We start from the raw sequence: 22,399 nt of genomic DNA on the forward strand, positions 1-22,399 counted from the left end.
AGACTAAGACGACTGTTATAGCCAGAGGGGGAGTGCGCAGATGCCCGAGAGCGGCAGGCCTTCACGCGAGCGGATCGTGGCCGGCGCGGCGGACATGATCAGCCGGCGCGGGCTGAACGCCACGAGCATCCGGGACACGGCCAAGCACGCGCGGGCGCCGCTCGGCTCGACGTACCACTATTTCCCCGAAGGCAAGCAGCAACTGGCCGCGGAAGCCGTGCGGTACGCGGGCGAGTGGGTTGCCCGCGTCATGCGCACAGAGCTGGAAGCTGGCCCGGTCGCGGGCCTGCGGGCTTTCCTCGACCTGTGGCGCAAGACCGTCCTGGACAGCGACTTCCATGCAGGCTGTCCTGTGCTGGCCGTGGCGATCGAGGAACCCCCAGGCGATGACACCCCGCCCGCGCTGGCGGCTGCCGCAGCGGTCTTCGAACGCTGGGAGACCCTGCTGGCCGACTCACTCCGGGCACACGGCGCCGACCCCGAACAGGCGGCGGAAGTCGCCACGCTCGTCGTGGCGGCAGTCGAGGGCACCGTTGCCATGTGCCGAGCGCAGCGCAGCACCCTGCCTCTCGACCGTGCCGCCGCCCAGCTTCAGCGGCTTGTCGCCGCCGCGATTGCGTGAATCGAGTACTGCCCACAGGTGGCTGTGGCCCGGTCAGCCCTGTCCCGGGCGAACCCGCACAGGCGATGTCACCAGGCTCGACCGGCGGACGACGAGCTCTGGTCGGAGCATGAGATGCGAGTGCTCATGGGCCAGTCCGGGAGTCGTGTCCGTGATCAGCATCCGCCCGCAGTGGCTTCCCATGTCGGCGGCCGGGCGCCGCACCGAGGTGAGCGGCACCACGGCCGAGGCGGCGAACTCGATGTCGTCGTAGCCGACTACGGCGAGGTCGTCGGGTACGCGCAGCCCCGCCTCGTACAGCGCCTGGAGCAGACCGAGCGCGAGGAGGTCGTTCGCGCAGAAGACGGCGGTCGGCCGGGTGGACAGCCCGAGGAGACGATGCCCGGCGTCCTTGCCCGCGCCGACGGTCATGTCCGTGCACGGCAACGCGGTCAGCGCCGTCGACGGGATGCCTGCCTGCCGGAGCGCACTGAGAGCCCCTTGTCGTCGGTCTTGGACCTGGCGCAGGGAGTCGGGACCGGCGACGTAGGCGATATGACGGTGGCCTTGTTCGAGGAGATGCCGTACCGCGGACTGCCCGCCGCTGACGTCGTCGATTCCCACGGAGCAGGCCTGCGGGTGCGAGGTGTGATGATCCGCCAGGACGAAGGGGACCGCTTTGCGGCCGAACTCCGTCACGGTGTGCTCGATGTCCTCGCCCGAGGCGAGGACGGCTCCCCGGATCCGATGGGAGGTGATGAGGGACAGATGGCGTTCGGTCTCGGCGGCACGGTGGCCGCCGGTGCACACCAGGACCCCGAGGTCGGCCTCGCGCGCGGCCTGTTCCACACCGGATGCGAGTGCGGTGAAGAAGGGATTGGAGAGGTCGAGGACCATGACAGCCATCATGCGCGAGGCCCAGCCGCGCAGTTGCCGAGCTCCTTCCACACGCACGTATCCCAGGGAACGGATGACTTCCAGGACACGTGCGCGGGTGTCGGTGGCGACGATCTCCGGTTGATTCAGCACATTGGAGACGGTGCCCAGGGACACTCCGGCGAGCCGCGCCACCTCTTTCATGCCCACCCGCTGGTGTCCCGCTCCCTTCGGGGCGGAGGTCGGCCGGGCCGTGGGCGGTGTCCGTGCGGGTGTGGGACCGGGCTCGGGCTGTTGGGATGTCATCTCGGTTCTCGGTGGAGTACTGGAACAGGCTGCGGAGCTGTACGGGTGGGCCGTGCTCGTGGCGGGCGCGACCTGCGCCGCGCCTGCCACGCACAGGCGCTGTGCTCGCGTGTTACGCCTCGGTGATCCGCACGTTGTCGAAGCCCCACTTGGCGCCCGAGGCGCCGACTCCGGCGTAGCCGTAGAGCGAGGTCGAGTCGTCGACGTCGATGACCGCGCTCGTCCCGCCGTCGACGTACACCTTGATGTTGCTTCCCTGGGTGACGATGCGCAGATGATGCGCGGTGCTCCAGTCCGTGGTGACCTGCGCGGTGGCGAGGACCGTGACGGTGGCGCCCGCCCGGCCGAGTTCGATCTTTCCGCTGTACTGCCAGTCGACGAAGTAGCCGCCGGTGTTGATGGTGTCGCTCTGAGCGGGCTTCCTGAACAGCAGCGCCGCCCAGTTCTGTCCGCTGCCGTCGTAGCTGATGTCCGCCTCGTAGGTGGCGTCCTGCCAGACCTTGCCCGTGATGGTGGACGCGTAGCGCCAGGAGTTGCTGCCGCCGACGGTGGTCTGGTGGTAGATACCGTCGCTGACCGACCAGGCGCCGGTGCCGGCGGTCCAGTTGCCGGCGCCGCTGCTGAAGTCGTCGAAGAAGGCGCCGCCGGTGACCAGTTCGAGGACCAGGTCGGCGGTCGTGGTGGCCCCCTTGGTCACGACGACGTCCTCGGTGACGGTGTCCGTGTATCCCGACTCGGTGGCCGTGACCGTGTACGTGTCGGCGAAGATGTTGTCGACGGTGAAGGCACCGGCGGTGTCGGTGCTCGCGGTGTACGTCCGTGTCTCGGAGGCGATGGTGAGGGCGACCCCCGCCAGAAGGCCGCCGTAACCGGCGGTCACGGTGCCGGTGAGGCTGCCCAGCTTGTCGGACACCTCGAAGGCGTACGGCTCGCTGGTCACCCCGTTGAGGACGGCGACGACGGTGCCCGTGCCGACCGAGCTCGGGACGAGGCGGCTGCCCGACAGCGAGGCGCGAGTGGCCCCGGAGGCGATGCGCCACGTGACGGTCGCCGCGTCGAGGCCGTGCGGGTACGTCCGTGTGTCGGTGCCGCTGAGCAGCAGGTTCTCCAGGTCGTAGCCGTCACCGTTCTGGGCGATCAGGACGGGCGATCCGGAGATCTCGAGTGTGCTCAGCGTCGCGGGAGACGCGGCTACGTCCTGGTCCGGTCGGTAGTAGCGCAGTCCGACGTCCACGGCCGGGTTGTCGAAGTTCGACGGGTCGATCGTGGTGCGTGAGGGAGTCTTGCCGACGCCGATCTGCCCCATCGGGTGGTAGCCGCCCTCGGTGTAGTTCTGCACGGCGAAGCGCAGGCTGGGCACGTTGCCGCCGGGGTCGAGCACCGCCAGCTGGATGAGGTAGGTCTTGTTCTTGGTCACGGTGCTCGGGACGGTGAACGTACCGGTCTCGGTGTGTTCCGCGGGCGCGGTGGTGTAACTGCCCACCGACGTGCTCCAGTTGCCGCTCTTGGTCTTGTCGAAGGTCGAGTAGCCGCTGCCCGGCTGCCAGGTGGTGATGTCCGTGTCGGCGAACGTGTCGCTCCACACGATCGCGCCCGTGCTCGGGTCCTTGAGGCTGACCTGGACGGGCCAGTTGTAGTACATCGGCGCGGAGCCGGTGTTCTTCACCGTGAACGACACGTCGAACGCCACACCCGGGTCGATCCTCGCCGGGTAGCGGAACGAGGAGATGACGTAGCGGTAGCCCAGCTCCTTCTGCAGCTTCTCGGCGCCGCTGTCGATGGCCGCCTTGTCGGCGAGGTACGCCTCGCGGCCGCCCTCGGCGTCCGTGGCGGTCCACCGCGAGCCGTAGCTGTAGTCGCCCGCCCAGGTCAGATAGACGGCGTGGGCCGAACGGACCAGGTTCGCGGTGTTGTTGGTGTAGTCCTCGTCGAGGTAGGTCTCGCGGGTGCTGTGCCCGTGGACGGCGAAACCGTTGTAGTCGTAGGCGGGTTCGCCGCCGATGGGCTTGGTGGCCCAGTTCGGTGCGGTGACCAGGTCGCCGATGCTGTCGTTGTAGTGCCCGAACTTCGTGTAGTCCGTCCACTGGGACTTGTTGTAGTACCGGATCTGGACGTGCTTGTCGGTGAAGTACTGGTTGAAGTAGGTCTCCAGGTTGGCCGGCTGGGCCGTCCCGTGCTGCTCGCCCCAGGTGCCGAAGACGCCCATCTGGACGTAGGCCACGCGGGGATCGTCGTCCCAGAGCGTGCCGAGCCGCTCGATCATCCTGTCGAGGCGTGCGTCGAAGGCCGAGCTGGTGAAGTCGCCGGCGCTGAGGTCGGCCGGCCAGTGGTCACCGCCCAGACCGTAGAAGGTGCCCGTGTTGCCGGAGGTGGAGGTCGGGAAACGCAGATACAGCCGGGGGATCACCTTGATCCCGTACTCCTCGTAGGGACGCCACACGCCGCCCGAGTCCTTGCCGCGCCACCGCTGGTCCAGGTAGGCGGAGATCTTCTCGGTCGAGTCGTCGGCGTCGTCCTCCAGGTGGTCCCACGGGATGTAGGTCATCACCATGGTCGCCCACGGCATGTAGTCCAGCGGCTGGTCCTCCAGGCATGCCTCGTCGGTGGTGTTGACGAAGAAGTCCTTGGCCGCGAGGCCCATCAGCGGGTTCTTGAGCGCGCCGGTGTACTCCGTGGGGACGATCTCGGTGAGTGCGGTGTCGGCGGCGTAGGCCCGGGGGGAGGAGATGCCGAGGCCGGCGGCGGCCAGGGAAGCGGCTGCGAGTCGTCCGAGGGAGCGTCTGCTGATGCTGGATGCCATGTCAAGCGCCTTAGATCGACGGCTGCGGCGCATGCCGCAGGGGAGGGGGAGGAACGGTCACGGGCCTTGGGGCGCATGAGGGGCCACGGTGATCGAGACGTGTCAGGGTGTGCGTCGGCCCCGGCTGCTGACGAGCCGTGCGGGTGGTCAGGCGTTCGTCTGGACGTCACAGGACCGCGATCCTGGACGTGAACCGTTCCACGGCGTGACTGTAGGTATCGGCGAGATTTCGTGTCAAGGGGTGTGCGCTCCTCGTGCGTATGGGGAGGCGGCGCAATGAATCAAGCCATGCTGGGCGTTGAGAACGCTGTGCTGGAGCCGCTGTTGCGGAGTCTGCGCCCCAGGCGTGGCTACGGGCGTGAGGGGCGACTGCACACGTTATGAGAATGCTTGTTGCGTGAACCGGTCCACGTTCTCTGGTGCGAGTGTCGCGTGCTGGTGCTCTGCGGTCCGACCCGAGGCGGCCCGGACTTGGCCGCCGGTCAGGCCGGCGGCGCGCTCGACGTGTGCCGCGCCACGAGGGTGGGGGTGATCGAGAAGAGAACCGGACTGGTGCGGCCCGAGATGCGTTCGTGGAGCAGACGGGCACTGGTGGCCCCCGTCATGCTTCCCGACTGGTCGACCGATGTCAGGCTGATCTGGGGAAGGTTGCTGAGGCGGGTGTTGTCGTAGCCCACCACGGCGAGATCCTCGGGAACACGCAGGCCGAGTTCGTGCGCGGCCCTGAGGACGCCGAGGGCGGCGACGTCGGCACCGGCGAAGATCGCTGTCGGCCGACGGGGGCGGCTGAGCGCGGTCTGGGCGCCCTGGTAGCCACCGTCCTCGGTGAAGGCGGTGTACACCACGTCCGGTTCGAGGCCGCGAGAGCGCATTGCGGTCACGTAACCGTCGGTGCGGGCGGCGTGAGCCATGATCTGCGGTCGCTTCAGCGGACCGGCGGGCGGAGCGATGTGGCAGATGTCGCGATGCCCGAGAGCCGTGAGGTGCTCGACGACCAACTCCGCGCCGACGACATCGTCGTCGACCACGGTGTCGTAGTTCGGGCCGCCTCCATGCCGTGCGATGACGATCGTCGGCACCTGGGAGGCGATCTTGACCAGCCAGTCCTGGCTCACCTCGGGGGCGACCATGATGAGTCCGTCGACCTGGCGGTCGATGAGGGTCTCCACCGACCGGCGCTGGCGCTGCTCGTCCCCCGTGCTCGCGGCGAAGATGACCTCGAAGGGAGTCGCCTCCAGTTCCTCCTGGATGCCCTCGACGATCACCGGGGCGAAGGGGGAGTGGACGTCGACCAGGAGGACACCGACGGTGTAGGTCCGTCCGCGCATGGCCCGGGCGCCCGCCTTCGGGCGGTACCCCAGCTCCTCGATGGCCCGGTTGACCTTGGCGCGCATCTCCGGACTGACGCCGTAGGCGTCGTTGAGGACCTTGGACACCGCGGATTTGGAGACTCCCGCTGCGCCGGCCACGTCGTCGATGGTCGCCCGCTGCGGCCTCGTCGGCTTCACTTCCCCACCCCGTTCTCGAACCTTCAGCTTGTGCGAGGGCGGTACCTCACAGGTCCACCGCCCCGGCCGAACCTTCGTACGACCGGCAAGGATCCACCCGCACGTCGTAGACTATTCCACAACTTGTTCATGCCTGGCGCCTGGATCAGCGCCGGTTTCATCGTCGGTCGTACGTTCCCGGCCGTCGTGTGCGGCGGTACCGGCGGCTGTCGCCCGGGTGCCTTTCGCGGAACCGCGAACCGCCTTGCCGGAGCGCCGTGCGCACGGCCTGCTGCACAGTCTGGCCTTCTGGGCCCGTCGGGTCCATTCACCCTCGTCACCTGCTGCTGAAGCTCCTGGATCCCTGCTTGGACGGCCGGCGGTCGATCGGATCGGTGGCGCGGAACGGCACCCTGCGGCGTTGCGCGGGCGTCCTGAGGGACGCCGACCGCGCACATTTGTCCATTCGGACCCCTTGACGTGCGTCCCGCGACCCGTCTAGCGTCCCGCCGCGTAAACCATTCCACACGTTCTGGAAACTCCTGAGCAACGTTCCCACCCCGAAGGACCGGTGTGCACACATCCCCGGAGCCGGCGGCGTCTCCCGCTGCCGCAATCCCTGCCCCACAAGCGCCGCGTCTCGACCACGGCGCCGTTCAGGGGGGAGCCGTCCTCACCGGCTCGACGCCGCGCCTTTCGTGGACGGTGAGCGCGGCTCCGGCCGACTACCGCCAGCTGGGATACGAAGTCGAGATCAGCCGCGCCCAGGGCACCGAGCGATTCGCGGTGGAGGGGCCGGAGCAGGTTCTGGTGCCGTGGCCGGACACACCGCTGCGGTCGCGTGAGCGTTTCAGCGTCCGGCTGCGGGTCCGCGCGGCGGAGGGTTGGGGGCCGTGGGGACCACCCGCGCACGGCGAGCTCGGTCTGTCTGCCCCCGAGGACTGGACAGCCTGTCTGATCAGTCCTCGCACGCTCGGCCGCCCCGGAGCGCCGGCCCCCGTGCTCGGCACCCGCTTCGCCCTGCCCAGCGCACCCGTCGACGCTCGGCTCTACCTCACCGCGCACGGCCTCTTCGTTCCCTACGTCAACGGACAGCGGGCGGGCGACCTCGAACTCGCGCCGGGCTGGACCTCGTACCACCACCGCCTGCGCTACCACGTCCTGGATGTCACCGACCTCCTGCGTGCGGGCACCAATACGCTCTCGGTCCTGCTGGGAGACGGCTGGTACCGCGGCCGTCTCGGCGTCGACGGGAGTGCCGTGTACGGGGAGCGGCTGGCGCTGCTCGCACAGCTGGAGGTCACTCTCGAAGACGGCACCCGCACCGTGCTCGCCAGCGACTCCTCCTGGACGGCGGGCGACAGCGGGATCCTCGCGGCCGACCTCTACGACGGCCAGACGACAGACCTGCGCCGGCCGTCTGCCGGGGAGGTCGGCCTCGACCGGCCCGCGGACGTCCTGGACTTCGACCCCGGCACGCTGGTGCCAGAGGAGGGGCCACCGGTACGGGCCGTACAGGTGCTGCCCGCCCGCCGTACGTGGCAGACGGCCACCGGCACACTGGTCGACTTCGGCCAGAACCTCACCGGACGGCTGCGGATCCGCCACGAGCCGACGTATGAGGACACCACGGTCACGGTCAGGCACGCCGAGGTCCTCGAAGACGGCGACCTGGCCCTGCGCCCGCTGCGCTCCGCTCGCGCGACGGACACCTTCCACCTCCCGGCCGGACACATCGGCCCCCTTGAGCCCGAGCTCACCTTCCACGGGTTCCGCTACGCCAGGATCGACGGCCTCGGTGAGGTGGCTGCTGATGAGGTGGACGCGGTGGTGCTGGCCTCGGACCTGCCGCGGACGGGCTGGTTCAGCTGCTCGGACCCGCTGCTGGAGCGGCTGCACGAGAACGTCGTCTGGGGCACCCGCGGCAACTTCGTCTCCATCCCCACCGACTGTCCCCAGCGGGACGAGAGGCTCGGCTGGACCGGTGACATCCAGGTCTTCGCACCTGCCGCGCTCTTCCTCTTCGACTGCTCCGCCTTCCTGTCCTCCTGGCTGCGCGACCTGAGCGCGGAACAGCTGCCCGACGGCTCCGTGCCGCTGGTCGTGCCCGACATCTGGGGCGACACGACACCCGCGGCCGGCTGGGGGGACGCAGCCGTGGTCGTACCGTGGACGCTCTACCAGCGCACCGGTGATGCCGAGATCCTGCGGCGGCAGTTCCCCAGCATGCGCGGATGGGTCGAGCGCGTCCTTGCAGCCGCCGGACCCGGGCGGCTGTGGGAGGAGGGATTCCAGTTCGGCGACTGGCTCGACCCGACGGCACCGGCCGACAACCCCTTCCAGGCCCAGACCCCTCCCGGGCTCGTCGCCACCGCCTGTCTCGCGCGCTCGGTGGCCCTGCTGGCCGACTCGGCGGCCGTCATCGGCCTGGCGGACGACGCCGAGCACTACGCCTGGGTCGCCGCAGAGGTCCGGCAGTCGTTCCGCACCGCCTATCTGACGCCCGGCGGCCGTCTGGTGGGTGAGTCGCAGACGGCCTATGCCATGGCACTGGTCTGGGACCTGCTGGAGGACGACCACCTCACCGGCATCGCCGGCCGACGGCTGGCCGATCTCGTCCGCACCTCGGGCTTCCGCATCGCCACCGGTTTCCTGGGCACCCCGCTCGTGGCCGACGCCCTGACCCGCACCGGGCATGCGGAGGTGGCCTACCGGCTGCTCCTGCAGACCGGCTGCCCATCCTGGCTCTACCCGGTCACCCAGGGGGCCACCACGATCTGGGAACGCTGGGACAGCCTGCTGCCGGACGGCAGGGTCAACCCCGGTGAGATGACCTCGTTCAACCACTACGCGCTCGGTGCGATCGCCGACTGGCTGCACCGCACGGTGGCCGGTCTGGCCCCGGCGGCCCCCGGCTACCGGCGGATCCGCGTAGAACCCCGCCCCGACGCCGCCCTCACCCACGCCACCGCCCGTCACCTCACCCCTTATGGTGAGGCAGCGGTTGCGTGGCGGCGGCAGGACGGCACCCTGCACGTGACCGCGATCGTCCCGGCCGGCACCGAGGCGGAGATCCATCTTCCCGGCGCGGAACACAGCTTCTTCGTCGGCCAGGGCGAGCACACCTGGAGCCTGCCCGACCCGGTGAACACCACCCGGGCGATACGGACTGTCCGTGACGTCATGGACGACAAGAACCTCTGGGACCGCCTGGTCGCCTTGGTGGCCGACCTCACCGGCAATCCCGCCGACGAGGCAGGTGTGGCCGCACAACTGGCCCCCTGGCTCAACGCCCCGGCCCACGAGCTCACCAGTGCTCTGGGCGCCCGCGACGCCATCGACTCCGAACCCCTGCGTCATGGCATCACCCTTCTGCTCGGCCCGCACCACGGCCTCGGCACGTCAGCGACCGCCGACATCACGCCCTCCACACTTCCCTTCGAAAGAACCTTGCAAGGAGAACTCACGTGACCACTTCGTTCCGCCGGTCGGCCGCGCTGCTGACCGCCTCGGCCCTCGCCTCCGGCCTCCTCGCCGGCTGCGCCTCGCCCTCCGGCAGCAGCGACAGCGACGGCAGCTCGCTGAGCTTCCTGATCGGCAACGACGCCAGCGAGATGGCCATGGCCAAGTCCGAGGTCGCCGCGTTCGAGGCCGCCAACCCGGACATCACCATCGACATCCAGACCCGCCCGGCCGGCACCGAGGGCGACAACGCGGTCAAGACGAAGCTGTCCACCGGTGACATGGCCGACGTCTTCACCTACAACACCGGCTCCCTGCTCCAGTCCCTCAAGCCCGCACAGACCATGACCCCCATCGAGGACACGAGCATCGGCTCGGCCCTCGCCGACAACTTCGTGACCGCCGCGACCAGCGACGGCAAGCTCTACGGAGTGCCCTTCGGCCTCGCCTCGGGCGGTGGCATTCTCTACAACACCAAGGTCTACAAGCGCCTCGGTCTGGAGATCCCCAAGACCTGGTCCGAGTTCATGGCGAACAACGCCAAGATCAAGAAGGAGGGCCTGGCCCCGGTCGTCCAGACCTACGGCGAGACCTGGACCTCCCAGGTGATGGTCCTCGGCGACTATCACAACGTCGAAGCCGCAGACCCCGACTTCGCGACCAGCTACACCGACGGCAAGGTCAAGTACGCCACCAACAAGGCCGCCCTGGCCGGGTTCCAGCACATCGAGGACCTCAACAAAGCCGGATACCTCAACTCGGACTACCGTTCCGCCACCCTCAACGACGGCCTGAAGATGCTGGCGGAGGGCAAGGGCGTGCAGTTCCCGATGGTGGGCGCCTCGGCCGCCGCACTGTCCACGGTCGCCCCCGACCAGGCAGGCGACGTCGGCATCTTCCCCATCCCCGGCACGGACGCCGCGTCCTTCGGACTGACCATGTGGGCGCCCAGCGGCCTGTTCATCCCCAAGACGGTCAAGGGCGCCAAGCTGGAAGCCGCGCGGAAGTTCCAGGCCTTCGTCGCCTCCAAGAAGGGCTGTGAGGCCCTGACCAAGGACGTCGCGCCGACCGGCCCGTACATGGTCAACGCCTGTACCCTCCCGGACGACGCCAGCCAGGTCGCCAAGGACACCCAGAGCTACATCCTCTCCGACAAGGCGTCCCTCGCCCTGGAGTTCAGCTCCCCCGTCAAGGGCCCGAACCTGGAGCAGATTTGCATCCAGGTCGGCACCGGCATCGAGTCCGCGAAGGAAGGCGCCGAGGACTACGACAAGGACGTCCGCAAGCAGGCCGACCAGCTGGGCCTGAACTGGACTTCCTGAACCACCGACCGCCGCCGCCGGCCCGCTCTCCCGGGCCGGCGGCGCGCCCCCCGAAAGGCCCCTCACCCTCATGACACAGACCCTGCCGAGCCCCGCCGTCCGTGAAACGGCGTCCCCGCCGTCGAGGAAAAGGGCCCGACGGTCGGCGAGTCCTTATCCGACCTGGTTCTATCTCGTCCCGGCCGTCATCTACATCGGGTTCTTCCTCGTCCCCACGTTGCTGTCGTTCTACTTCGCCTTCACCCGGTGGGACCTGTTCACCTCCGAGTGGGTGGGCCTGGACAACTTCCGCACCTTCTTCGACCAGCAGGAATTCTCCATCGGTCTGAAGAACACCGTCATCTACGCGCTGATCACCTGCACGCTGAAGGTCGTCCTCGGGCTCGCCATCGCCATGGTGCTCACCTCGGCCATCTTCGCCCGCGGCTACCTGCGGTCCGTGATCTTCTTCCCGACCCTGGTCAGCACCATCGGTATCGGGCTCGCCTTCACCGTCCTGCTCAACCCGGAGAAGGGCCTGGTCAACAACCTCCTCGGCAGCGTCGGCGTCGACGGTCCCGCATGGCTCGTCGACCCCAGCTGGGCGCTGGTCTCCGTCGCGTTCGTCGACGTGTGGAAGGGCCTGGGCCTGGCCACGGTCATCTACATCGCCGGTCTGGTCTCCATCCCCGCCGAGTACAAGGAAGCCGCGCGGGTGGACGGCGCGTCGGCCTGGCACACCTTCCGCCATGTCACCCTGCCGCTGCTGAAGCCCGCGACGAGCACCGTCATCCTGCTGTCGTTCATCGGCGGCCTGCGCTCCTTCGACCTCATCTGGGCCATGACCAAGGGCGGCCCCGGATTCACCTCCGACGTCATCTCCTCGGTGATCTACAAGCAGTACCAGGCCGGCTACTTCGGCCTGTCCGCAGCCGGCAACGTCGTGCTGTTCCTCGTTGTGACCGCGCTCGCGGTCCCGCTGTCGTGGTACCTGAACCGCGGTGAGGTGGAGTCGTGAACCGGATCAAGTCCTTCAGCGCCGGTCTGGCCGCCATCATCGTGAGCGGGGCGTTCTTCCTCGTGCCGTTCGCGTTCATCGCCGTGACCGCGAGCAAGACCAGTCAGGACTCCGCCACCCTGGACTTCTCCTGGCCCACCGACTTCGTGCTGTGGCAGAACCTGAAGACGGTCGTCGCCAGCCGCGACTACATGCTCATCCGGGCCTTCGTGAACAGCATCCTGCTCACCGTCGTGTCCGTGGCGGTCATCGTCGTGCTCGGCGCGATGGTCGCCTACGTCTGGCAGCGCCGTCGCAGCCGCTGGAACTGGGTCATCAACCTCGTGGTGCTGTCCGGCCTGATCGTGCCGCCCGCGGTGGTCACGACCATCTGGGTGCTCCAGGAGATGCACCTGTTCAAGACGATCCAGGGCCTGATCCTGGTCGAGGTCGCCTACGGTCTGCCCTTCTCCATCCTGCTCTTCCGCGCCTTCATCGCGACGGTGCCTCTCGAACTGGACCAGGCCGCCATGCTCGACGGCGCGGGCCCGCTGCGCACCTTCTTCCAGGTCATCTTCCCGATCCTGCGCTCGGTCATCGTGACCGTGATCGTGCTCCAGACCGTCACCATCTACAACGACTTCGCCAACCCGCTCTACTTCCTGCCCGGCGACCAGTACCCCACCGTCCAGCTCACCCTGTTCAACTTCCAGAGCCAGTACCTGACCGAGTACAACCTCCTGTTCACCGACATCCTGCTGGTCACCATCCCGCCGTTGATCATGTTCGTCTTCTTCAACCGCAAGATCGTCGAAGGCATGGCGGCCGGGGCGGTGAAGGGATGACCGGTCCCGCCCTCGACGTGACCCTCGCGGCGGAGTCCGTCGCGGGCCGGCACGACATCGCCCTGCTGCCGGGGGAGCGGTGGTGGGGTGGAGCCGTCGCCGACGGCGGGCTCATGCCCTTCGGCCGCCATGCCCACAACCGTGATCTCGCGCACTCGGCCGGACCGTCCGACGATCCGTTCGCCGGGAACCAGAGTGCGCCGCTGCTGCTCTCATCCCACGGGCGACTCGTGTGGTCACCGCACCCCTTCGCCTTCGCCATCGACGACACCCGGCTGCGGCTGGACGGGCAGGACATCACGGTGGCCCGCGCTGGGACGAGTCTGCGCGAGGCCTACCTCGCGGCGAGCGCCCGCTGGTTCCCGCCCACCAACAGGACCCCCGCCCGCAGGCTCTTCAGCGGCCCGCAGTACAACACCTGGATCGACAGCCCCTACACCCCGACACAGCACTCGGTCACCGAGTACGCGCACCGCATCCAGGCCCTCGGGATGCCCCCTGGCGTCATCATGATCGACGACTCGTGGTCCCCGGCCTACGGCACGTGGACGTTCGACCAGGCGAGGTTCCCCTACCCGGCCGCCATGGTCAACCGCCTGCACGGAGCCGGGTTCGCCGTGATGCTCTGGGTCGTTCCCTTCGTCAGCCCCGACACGGCGGTCTTCCGCGAGCTGGAGAGCCGCCGGATGCTGGTCCGCACCCGGGACGGCGACACCAAGCTCCAGAGGTGGTGGAACGGCGTCAGCGCGGTGCTGGACCTCACCCACCCGGACACCGTGGCCTGGCTGAAGGAACGTCTCGACGACCTGCGCCGCGAGACCGGCGTCGACGGGTTCAAGCTGGACGGCGGCGACCTGTGGGCCTACAGCGACGACGACGTCACCCACGCGCCGACGACCCCGGTCGAGCACTGCCGGCGCTGGGCCGAGACCGGCCTCGACCATCCCTACAACGAACTGCGCGCCTGTTGGGGCCTCGGCGGCGCCCCGCTCGCCCAACGTCTACGTGACAAGCCGCCCACCTGGGGGGAGGACGGACTGCGGTCCCTCGTCCCCGAGTTGGTCGCGCAGGGACTCCTGGGACACCCCTACGTCTGCCCGGACATGATCGGCGGTGGTGAGATCAACGCCGTCACCGCCCAAGGCTTCGACCAGGAACTCTTCGTCCGCCACGCCCAACTGGCGGCGACAGCACCGATGATGCAGTTCTCCGCGCTGCCGGACCGGGTCCTGGACGAGGAGCACCGCGCCGCCGTCCTGGAGGCGACCGAGACGCGGGGCGAGCTCTGGCCGCTCCTGGACACCCTGATCGACCACGCCGCGACGACCGGCGAACCGATTCTCCGTCCACTCGCCTACCACTACGGCGAGTTGACCGACGTCACCGACCAGTTCCTGCTCGGCCCGGACCTCATGGTCGCCCCCGTTCTGGACGCGGGAGCCACCGTCCGCCGGGTCGTGGTCCCCGCCGGGGACTGGGCCGACGCGGAAGGACACATCACCCGCGGGCCGGCCGTGGTCGATGTGCCGGTCACCCTGCGCAGCATTCCGCTCTTCTTCCGGGCCGTCTGACCGCATTCCTCGCAACCAGCGCCGCCCGCCCGTCCGGCTGGACGGGCGGGCGGGGATCCCTTCCTGTTCCGTCGTTCTTTGGAGCCGCAGTCATGTTCCTCCCGAGATCTCCGCACAGGCTTCGCCGGACGTTCGTCGCCGGCCTCCTGACCCTGGGCTGCCTTTCCGGCGTGACCTCCGTCCCCGCCGTGGCGGCGGGCACCGTCGTGCAGTCCACCGGCGAAGCGCAGTCCGACGGCACGGTGCGCTCCACCGGCGTGGTGGTCGTGGCCCGAGCCGTGCCCGATCCCGTCGTCTACAACGTCGGCACCACCACCATCGAGTTCTGGTCCGGTGCCACCGCCTCCGAACTGCTGGCTGAACTCACATCTCCCGACGGCGCGGCACAGACGCGCCGGGTCGTCGACAGCGAGGGCGTCCCGAAGACCGAGGCCACCGTGAACTCCGGTGACCGACTCGAAGTGGTGGCCGAGGACGGCATCACCTCAGGTGACTACGGACTGACGATTCACGACTCCAAAGCCCGCAAGCGCGACGGCGTCTACTGGAACAAACCCCTGTACGACAAGACCGACAGCAAGGTGAACGCCCACACCCCGGTCTTTCCCGACCGCCTCTGCGACGTGAGCAGTTCGGCGTATCAGCCACTCGTCCGCCAAGCCACGGAGACCTACGCCACGGGCAACGAGGCGGGCGCTGCATCGAACACCTCCTCACCGCTGGTCTACGCGTCCCAGGAGGTCTGGTACTACGGCGACGCCATCAACGCCGCGATCAAGGACTGCCACAACGCCGGCGGAGGCGTCGTCACCGTTCCGGCAGGCGCCTCCCTCAACACCGACGGCGCCTACTACTCCGGTGCGATCAACCTGCTGAGCAACGTGAACCTGCGCATCGACGACGGCGCGGTCGTGAAGTTCATGCGGAACAAGACCAACGAGTACTACCCCGTCGTACCCACCAGCTACGAGGGCACCGACCTGTACAACTACTCGCCGTTCGTCTACGCCCTGCACCAGCACGACATCGCCGTGTCCGGCGGCGGCACCCTCGACGGCCAGGAGGACATGTGGAACTGGCGCCCCTGGAAGAAGGGCTACTGGGGTGAGCCGTCCGTCGAGAACACCAGCACCACCGCGTCGTACGGCCAGAACGGCATCCTGAATCAGATGAACTTCGACGACGTCCCCGTCGAGGAGCGCATCTTCACCGACGACGGTCGACTTCCCGACACCATCCCGGTCGTGGACGGCGACACGGTGCGTCAGGTGGCGCCGCCCGTGGGGGCGACGGCCCTGAAGTCGACCTTCCGCCCCAACTTCATCGAGACCAACGACTCCTCCGACGTCCTGATCGAGGGAGTGAAGATCCGCAACACCCCGTTCTGGATCGTCCACCCGCTCAGCTCCGCCAACGTCCTGATCAGAGATCTCGACATCTACAGCAACAAGACACTCGGCTACGAACGCACCGGCTGGAACAACGACGACGGCATCGACCCGGAGTCGAGCCGCAACGTCGTCATGGAGAACAACGACGTCACCGTCAGCGACGACGGTGCCGCCATCAAGGCCGGGCGCAACGTCAACGGCCGTGAACACCGCGGTCCCAGCGAGAACATCATCATCCGTGACTCCGCGTACCGAAACGACGGCGGCGGATCCGCGGCCGTCTCCATGGGCAGCGAGATGTCCGGGAGCATCCGCAACGTGTTCATCCACGACACCGTGTTCGGCGGGGCCGGCCTGGTCATGGCACTGAAGATCAAGACGAACGCGGTGCGCGGCGGCGCCGTCGAGAACGTCTACCTGCGCGACTGCGTGCTGGAGCAGGCCTCGTACGGCCTGGCGCAGATCGACAGCGACTACCCCGAGACCGTGCCGATCCCGAACGCGGACGTCTTCAACCCGACCGTCCGCGGCGTCTACATCGACAACGTCGACACCGCGCCGACGATGACAGCGGGCAAGACCACCTTCATCTTCAGCAGCGCCGCCTCGCGCTCACCGGTGGAGAACGTCTACTACCGCAACTCGGTGTTCCACACCACCAGTACGCTCGCCGCCGGATTCGCCAAGAGCAAGAACATCAAGAACTTCGTCGTCCAGAACGTCGACTACATCAACCCCTCCACCGGAGCCACCACCCAGTACGACACGACCCCGCTGAACCTGCTGGACGCGACCACGGCCCAGCACGCGGACGGTACGAGCACGCCCCTCACCGCGGCCTCCGCCGGGCAACCGGACGTGGTGACCGACCTGCCGTCCGGGGAGTTCCGGATCTCCGGACAGATCGACCTCTCGCTGTATCCGACGTTCCTCACCGGGGGAGTGGTGCGGCTCTTCGTCGACCGCTCCACCACCCCGGTCGCGGCCACCGTACAGAGCGACGGCACCTTCACCAGCGGCCCGATCACCCTCGACGACGACCAGAGCTGGTACGTCGACCGGCACTACGTGGCCGTCAGCCTCTCCAACGGGATCAACATGAACACCGTGGTCTACCAGGTCAGCTGACGCAGCGTACCCAGGCGCCGGTGAGGGGACGGTGGCTGGTGATGCTGTCGTTGTAGCTGAGGAACCACCGCTGGGCCGGATCCGGGGTGAAGGTGCTGGACGACCAGTACGCGCCGGTACCGGGGTGTCGGGGAACGCCGCGAGGTCGATGGCCGGAGTGACACGGCCGTCGTCGACGAGGGGCGCGAGCTCCTTCGACGTGGGCAGCCGCCAGGCTCGACCGTCGAGGGAGAGGCCTGCGCAGTTTGTGTCGGCCGCGGTGGGGGTCATGGTGCTCGGCGCGGTCGCCCGCTGCCATGTCAGCCCGGTGGCCGGGTCGGTGACCTGGCCATCGGAGATCCGGTAGGAGGGCCGACCTTCGCCGCCGCGCACCTGGCTGGCGTCGGCGCCTGGTACGGGCTCGCCGGACCGTCGGACACCCGCCCGCCCGTGAAGGGCGTAGACCGGCGACGGCTGTGGAGCCGGCGCCCTCGGCGCCCGTGACTCCGCCGGAGCCTTCCGGCTCCACCACCAGCGCGACGCCGTCCACGAGCACGACGGCCACGCCCTCGGCTTTACCCACGCGTGCCTCGCCTTCCCCGTCGGCCTCGGGGGTGCTGGAGCCGCACGCGCTGCGCGGCGCCGCGCAGCCTGGCCGGTACATCGGCGTCAGTGAAGGCCGGGCGGTCATGGTGGACGCCCTTGACGGCACCACGCTCACCGCGCGTCGGCTGGTCTTCACCGTCACGCCGGGGCTGATGGGTACTGGCTGCTATTCCTTCCGGCATGCCAGCGGTGGCGATCTGGGGCACGTCGGCCATCACGAGGGAGCCGTTGGACTCGGGACCAACGACGACAGCGTGCTCTTCCGCGCCGACGCCACCTACTGCCTGCGCCAGGGCGTGATACCGGACTCCAAGTCCCTGTTCGCCTTCAAGAGCCCTCGCTCGCACCTGTGTTACCGCGAGAACGGGCAACTGTGGCTCGAACCCGAAGAGGGCGCGGACTCGTCGTACGGGAGCAGCACGTCCTTTGAGTTCGTGGAGCCCTGAGGCAAGGCAGGTGCTGCCCGCCGACCGCCGCGCATGCCCAGAGCGCCATGCGGTGCGGGTGCGGAGACGTTCAAGGAGGACGCCGAGGTAGCGATGGGCGGTGGCCACACGGTCCTCACCGGATGCCGCAGGCCCGACCCGTCGCCGCGTACACCACTCCGCACTGTGTGGCGCCATGTCGGCCTGTGTCACGCGGGGGTCAGCCACACCGGCCGCATGAGCCCGGTCGAGAAGCAGACCGAACAGCGTGACGAGCCGTTGCTTGGACTCCGTCGTGTGCGCGAGGGCGTTCACCGGTGCGGCGAATACGGGCGACAGCGAGAGGTCGGTCAGCAGCATGCCGGTGGCTGCGAAAAGGAAGTCCCGCAGCGCTGCCCACGCGTCCTCGTCCGAAAGCGCCTCCTCCGCATGTGAGACGAGCGCGCCGAGGCCGGGCGTTGCGATGGTTTCGAGCAGCGCCTCTGGTGTGGGGAAGTGACGTCAAGTGTCGGCGGGCGCGCTCCTGTGGGTCCTGTGGGCCTACCGACCACCTGATCCGCAAGCAGGTGCCGGACGAGAGAGCGCCTTGATGCCGGTCCATCGGCCGCGTCGGCAACGCAGCTGATGGACCGGCATCGGGTCCGTGGCCGTCAGCCCGCTGCCGCGGCGGTCGACCTGCCTGCCGAGGGCTGCACTTCGTACCCCTTCGGCGGCGCCGCGGGGCCGAGTTCCGGAGCGATGGCGAGGGGTGCCCGGCGACGGCGGTCAGGCGTCGGTCCGGCTGGAGGTAAATCGTTTCAATCAGGTTCCCCACAGTTTTGTCCTACCCGTTGACGTTCTTTCGGGCAGGAACTTAGCCTCCGGGCAATCTGATTGAAACCTTTCACCTGGAGAAGTCATGTCCAGACCCCTGTCACGCCGCAGAATCCTCCAGGCGAGCGGGGCCGTCGCCGCGTCCGTCGTCCTCACTGGGACGCCGGCAGCGGCGGCGGCCCCCACCGGGCACTCTTCGGGTGCGAGCGGCGCACCCTCCGGTCTGCTGACCGACCTTTTGCCGCAAGGGCTGGGCACTGCCGCCGCGCAGGGCCCCCGCTTCAGCTGGCAGGTACCCGACGCCGGCTCCGCGACGGTCCAGCGCGCCTACCAGGTGCAACTTGCCACCACCCCGAACGACTTCAGCAAGAGGCATCTGGTCTGGGACAGCCGTACGGTCGCGTCGGCCCAGTCGACCGCCCTGCCCTACGGCGGCCCGGCCCTTGAGCCCCGCACCGCCTACTGGTGGCGCGTCAGAACCCTGGCGCAGGGCTGGTCTGCCTGGTCGGACCCGGTCCTGATGGCCACCTCGGTGGAGGACCAGTGGACGGCCGCACCCATCTGGGCCCCGGCCGGACCCACCATGGCCGACGGCACCTTCACCGCCCGCCTCAAGATCACCACGGTGGCCGCAGGGTTCTGGTTCCGAGCCACCGACACCTCCAACAACTACATGTGGCAGCTGCGGGCCGGCACCACCGCCGGAGTGCTTCGCAAACATGTGTGCGTCAACGGCACGTACACCGTGCTCGGCGAGGTCACCCTGCCCTTCCCGGTCACCACCGGCACCTGGCTGGACCTCTCCATCACCATGACCGGCTCCACCTTCACCACCGCCGTCGGCGGCACCGTCGTCGACACCACCACCCACACCCGCTACACGACCGGCAACATTGGCCTGCGCAACGGCCTCACCGAGTCCCAGGTCTACGACAGCGTCCGTTTCACCACTGCCGACGGCACCGTGCTCCTCCAGGACGACTTCACCGCCGACGAGGGCACCTTCGCCGCGGGGACCGTCGCGGACGGCACACTCACCTTCCCCACCGGCGCGACCTCCCTGTCCTCCTACGGCACCGACGACACCTGGGCGCTGTTGCGCCACGAGTACCGCCTGAAGAAGGGCAAGGAGGTCGCCGCCGCGGTCCTCCATGTCGCCGCGGCCTCCGCGACACCCACCCGCCAGTACGTGGCCAAGGTGTGGAGCAACGGCGATGTCATCGGCTACGCGTCCGTCCGCTCCGGCACCGGCACGGCGTACCAGTCCTTCGACATCACCCCCACGCTGCGCACCGGCGGCGCCAACGCGCTGGCCGCGCTCTGCCACACCACCTCGGACCGGAAGTTCCTGGCCCAGCTGGAGATCACCTACGCCGACGGCAGCCGGGAGACCGTCGGTTCCGGAGACACCTGGAAGGCCCGCCGCCAGGCCGGACTGCTGACCGCCCGGGGCAGCGCGGGCACCAGCTACTTCACCGTCCCTCAGGAGTACTGGGACCTGCGCAAGGAACCCGTCGGCTGGACCGCGCCCGGCTTCGACGACAGCGACTGGTACACCCCCGCCGCCCGCGAGACCATCACCGACCTGGTCCCGGCCCCCGTCGAAGCCGTACGGCTGCACGACGTCACCCCCGTTGCGGTCACCGAGGTAGCGGACGGCCGCTGGCTCGTGGATCTCGGCCGGGAGGTCGTCGGCGGACTCGCCCTGGAGGTCACCGGCATCGCCGGCGACACCATCGAGGTCCGACTGGGTGAAGAACTGAACGACGACGGCACCGTCCGCTACGCCCTGCGCACCGGCAACACCTACCGGGAGGTGTGGACCCTGCGCGACGGCGCGCAGCGCTTCGAGCACTGGGGCTACCGGGGTTTCCGCTGGGCCGAACTGCGCACCACCGTCGATCTGACCGGTGCGACGCTCAAGGGCCGCGCCTGGAAGGCGGACTGGGACGAGACGCACTCCTCCTTCAGCAGCTCCGACTCCGACCTCGACCGGGTCTGGGAGCTGTGCCGCTACTCCATCGAGGCCACCCGCGCCGACCTCTACCAGGACACCCCGACCCGTGAACGCGGCCCCTACGAGGGCGACGCGCTGATCAACCAGCTCTCCGAGTACGCCGTCCAGCGCTCCTACGCCCTCGCCCGTTGGTCCGACGACTACCTCGTCCGCCGCGGCACCTGGCCCACCGAGTACCGGCTGATGTGCGCGATCTCCGCCTGGGAGGACTACCTCGCCACCGGTGACGACCGGCAGCTCGCCAAGGACTACGACCTGCTCGCGACGAAGAACCTCACCACCTACCTGCGCGCGGACGGCCTCGTCTCCAAGGACCCCGGCAAGAGCAGTCAGGATCTAGGCGACCTCGTCGACTGGCCCACCGCCAGCCGTGACGGTTATGTCTTCACCTCCGTCAACACCGTGGTCAACGCCTTCCAGTACGCCGCCTTCGACGCCCTCGCCAAGTGCGCCGAAGTCCTTGGCAAGCAGAGCGAGGCGGACACCCTGCGCGGCCAGGCCGACACTCTGGCCGCCGCCATGCGCACCACCCTCCTCGACAGCGCCGCCGGCCGTTTCCTCGACGGCGCCGGCACCGACCACAGCGCCCAGCACGCCACCACCTTCCCGGTCGCGCTCGGCGTCGCCGACCCGCTCGACGACACCGTGCTCACCAGGCTCGGGGAAACCCTCGCGGCCGGTGGCATGAAGGTCAGCGTGTACGGCGCCCAGTTCCTCCTCGACGCCCTCTTCCGGCTCGGCCGTGCCGACGCCGCACTCGCCCTGATGACGTCGAAGGCCACCAACTCCTGGCTGCACATGATCGACGACCTCAAGGCCACGATCGTCACGGAAGCCTGGGACCCCGCTCTGAAGTCGAACATGACCTTCTCGCACGCGTGGGCCTCCGCCCCCGCCAACGCGGTCGCCCGCCATGTGCTGGGCGTCCAGGTCACCGAAGCGGGCGCGGCCGGGTTCCGTATCCGGCCGCGCACCGGCGCGCTGACCCGCGTGGAGGGGACGGTGCCGTCGCTGCGCGGCCCGGTGAAGGTGTCCGTGAGGCGCGCGGAGGGCACGCACTCCGTCCAGGTGACCCTGCCGCCGAACACCCAGGCGGTGATCGAGGTCGAGATCGGCGACGCCCGCCCGTCGGCGTACAAGGTGACACCCAGCGCCACCGCGTTCCCCTCGCTGCGGGGCATCTGTGATGTGCCGTGGTCCGGTGCCACGGCCGAGCGGAAGGTCCAGGCGACGGCGTTCACCGACCTCACCGGAACGGTTCTGCGCGTCGGCCCGATCGGCTCCGGCACGACCACGATCTCCCTCAAGTAGGACGGGACGAGGGGCAGGGGCCGGGATCCTGCCGTCGGGTGGCCGATCCTGGGGGAGCGGCGCGACAGCGCGTCGCGCCGCTCCCGGCAGGTGACAGCCACCCCGTCCCGTTGCCTTCCGTTCCGAGGCCGGCGATGGGCACCGCTGGGGTTTCGCCGGATTCGGTCGGCTGGCCGGGGAGGAGTTCCTGGCCTCACCGTGAGGCGTCTTGCGGTTGTGGCGGCGCCCCTGACGGCCGGTGCGGCCGGGCGGGCTGGGTCGCCGGATCCAGGTCGTCGGCTCTGTTCCTCGCGCCTTCCTTTGCTCTTCTCCGCTCTCGTTCGCCTTCGGCGGCCTCTGGCGCCTCCGCGTTCTCCATCGCGCCTCGCCTTCGGCATCCCGTCTATTGGACAGTGTCCAATTAGGTTAGCCTTACCTCAATCGAGGAGGGTCGCGTAGGCGACCCTCCCGCTGTCCGGCATGCCGAATAACCGAGAAACCTGT

12 protein-coding genes and 1 pseudogene are annotated in these 22,399 nt (G+C 68.8%); 9 read left to right on the forward strand and 4 right to left on the reverse strand.

The features are described 5' to 3' along the window. Nucleotides 1-40: 40 nt before the first annotated feature. Nucleotides 41-622, forward strand: a complete 582-nt coding sequence (locus tag ACIPSE_RS43275) for a TetR/AcrR family transcriptional regulator (RefSeq protein WP_401674763.1) — start codon at nt 41-43, stop codon at nt 620-622. Between the two features lie 33 nt (nt 623-655). Here ACIPSE_RS43275 and ACIPSE_RS43280 read toward each other — a convergent pair whose 3' ends face one another. From ACIPSE_RS43280 to ACIPSE_RS43290, 3 genes are all read right to left on the reverse strand, one after another. Then, the gene (locus ACIPSE_RS43280) at nt 656-1,681 is read right to left on the reverse strand and encodes a LacI family DNA-binding transcriptional regulator (RefSeq protein WP_401674837.1); all 1,026 of its coding nucleotides are present in this window, start codon (nt 1,679-1,681) and stop codon (nt 656-658) included. Nucleotides 1,682-1,895: 214 nt separating this feature from the next. Continuing rightward, nucleotides 1,896-4,583 carry a DUF4832 domain-containing protein gene (locus ACIPSE_RS43285; RefSeq protein ID WP_401674766.1) on the reverse strand — a complete coding sequence of 896 codons (2,688 nt, stop codon included), beginning with the start codon at nt 4,581-4,583 and terminating at the stop codon, nt 1,896-1,898. Nucleotides 4,584-5,065: 482 nt separating this feature from the next. Next, on the reverse strand, nt 5,066-6,091 hold the full coding sequence (locus ACIPSE_RS43290) for a LacI family DNA-binding transcriptional regulator (RefSeq protein WP_401674769.1): 1,026 nt from the start codon (nt 6,089-6,091) through the stop codon (nt 5,066-5,068). A gap of 684 nt (nt 6,092-6,775) precedes the next feature. Here ACIPSE_RS43290 and ACIPSE_RS43295 point away from each other — a divergent pair. The 6 genes from ACIPSE_RS43295 to ACIPSE_RS43320 all read left to right on the forward strand — a co-directional run bounded on the left by ACIPSE_RS43295 (nt 6,776) and on the right by ACIPSE_RS43320 (nt 16,765). Next, a complete protein-coding gene (locus ACIPSE_RS43295; RefSeq protein WP_401674772.1) occupies nt 6,776-9,541 on the forward strand; it encodes a family 78 glycoside hydrolase catalytic domain in 2,766 nt (921 codons plus the stop codon). Beyond that, on the forward strand, nt 9,538-10,854 hold the full coding sequence (locus ACIPSE_RS43300) for an ABC transporter substrate-binding protein (RefSeq protein ID WP_401674775.1): 1,317 nt from the start codon (nt 9,538-9,540) through the stop codon (nt 10,852-10,854). Before ACIPSE_RS43295 ends, ACIPSE_RS43300 begins: the two co-directional genes overlap by 4 nt. 70 nt (nt 10,855-10,924) lie before the next feature. Next, nucleotides 10,925-11,851, forward strand: a complete 927-nt coding sequence (locus ACIPSE_RS43305; protein ID WP_401674777.1) for a carbohydrate ABC transporter permease — start codon at nt 10,925-10,927, stop codon at nt 11,849-11,851. Then, nucleotides 11,848-12,675, forward strand: coding sequence for a carbohydrate ABC transporter permease (locus ACIPSE_RS43310; RefSeq protein WP_401674780.1), 828 nt, complete (start codon nt 11,848-11,850; stop codon nt 12,673-12,675). Before ACIPSE_RS43305 ends, ACIPSE_RS43310 begins: the two co-directional genes overlap by 4 nt. Then, nucleotides 12,672-14,246: a glycoside hydrolase family 31 protein gene (locus tag ACIPSE_RS43315; RefSeq protein ID WP_401674783.1), complete on the forward strand. Its 1,575-nt coding sequence runs from the start codon at nt 12,672-12,674 to the stop codon at nt 14,244-14,246. Before ACIPSE_RS43310 ends, ACIPSE_RS43315 begins: the two co-directional genes overlap by 4 nt. A 170-nt stretch (nt 14,247-14,416) precedes the next feature. Beyond that, on the forward strand, nt 14,417-16,765 hold the full coding sequence (locus tag ACIPSE_RS43320; RefSeq protein WP_401674786.1) for a glycoside hydrolase family 28 protein: 2,349 nt from the start codon (nt 14,417-14,419) through the stop codon (nt 16,763-16,765). A 129-nt stretch (nt 16,766-16,894) separates the two neighbouring features. On the opposite strand, the pseudogene ACIPSE_RS43325 reads toward ACIPSE_RS43320, so the two are convergent. Then, nucleotides 16,895-17,137: pseudogene (locus ACIPSE_RS43325) on the reverse strand (DUF1566 domain-containing protein); the annotation flags it as partial. A 221-nt stretch (nt 17,138-17,358) separates the two neighbouring features. Here ACIPSE_RS43325 and ACIPSE_RS43330 point away from each other — a divergent pair. Both ACIPSE_RS43330 and ACIPSE_RS43335 read left to right on the forward strand, forming a co-directional pair. Continuing rightward, nucleotides 17,359-17,796, forward strand: coding sequence for an AbfB domain-containing protein (locus ACIPSE_RS43330; RefSeq protein WP_401674788.1), 438 nt, complete (start codon nt 17,359-17,361; stop codon nt 17,794-17,796). Nucleotides 17,797-18,673: 877 nt separating this feature from the next. Then, the gene (locus ACIPSE_RS43335) at nt 18,674-21,916 is read left to right on the forward strand and encodes a family 78 glycoside hydrolase catalytic domain (RefSeq protein ID WP_401674791.1); all 3,243 of its coding nucleotides are present in this window, start codon (nt 18,674-18,676) and stop codon (nt 21,914-21,916) included. Nucleotides 21,917-22,399 lie beyond the last annotated feature (483 nt).

Source organism: Streptomyces sp. NPDC090106, from assembly GCF_044747265.1.
Taxonomy (GTDB): Bacteria; Actinomycetota; Actinomycetes; order Streptomycetales; family Streptomycetaceae; genus Streptomyces.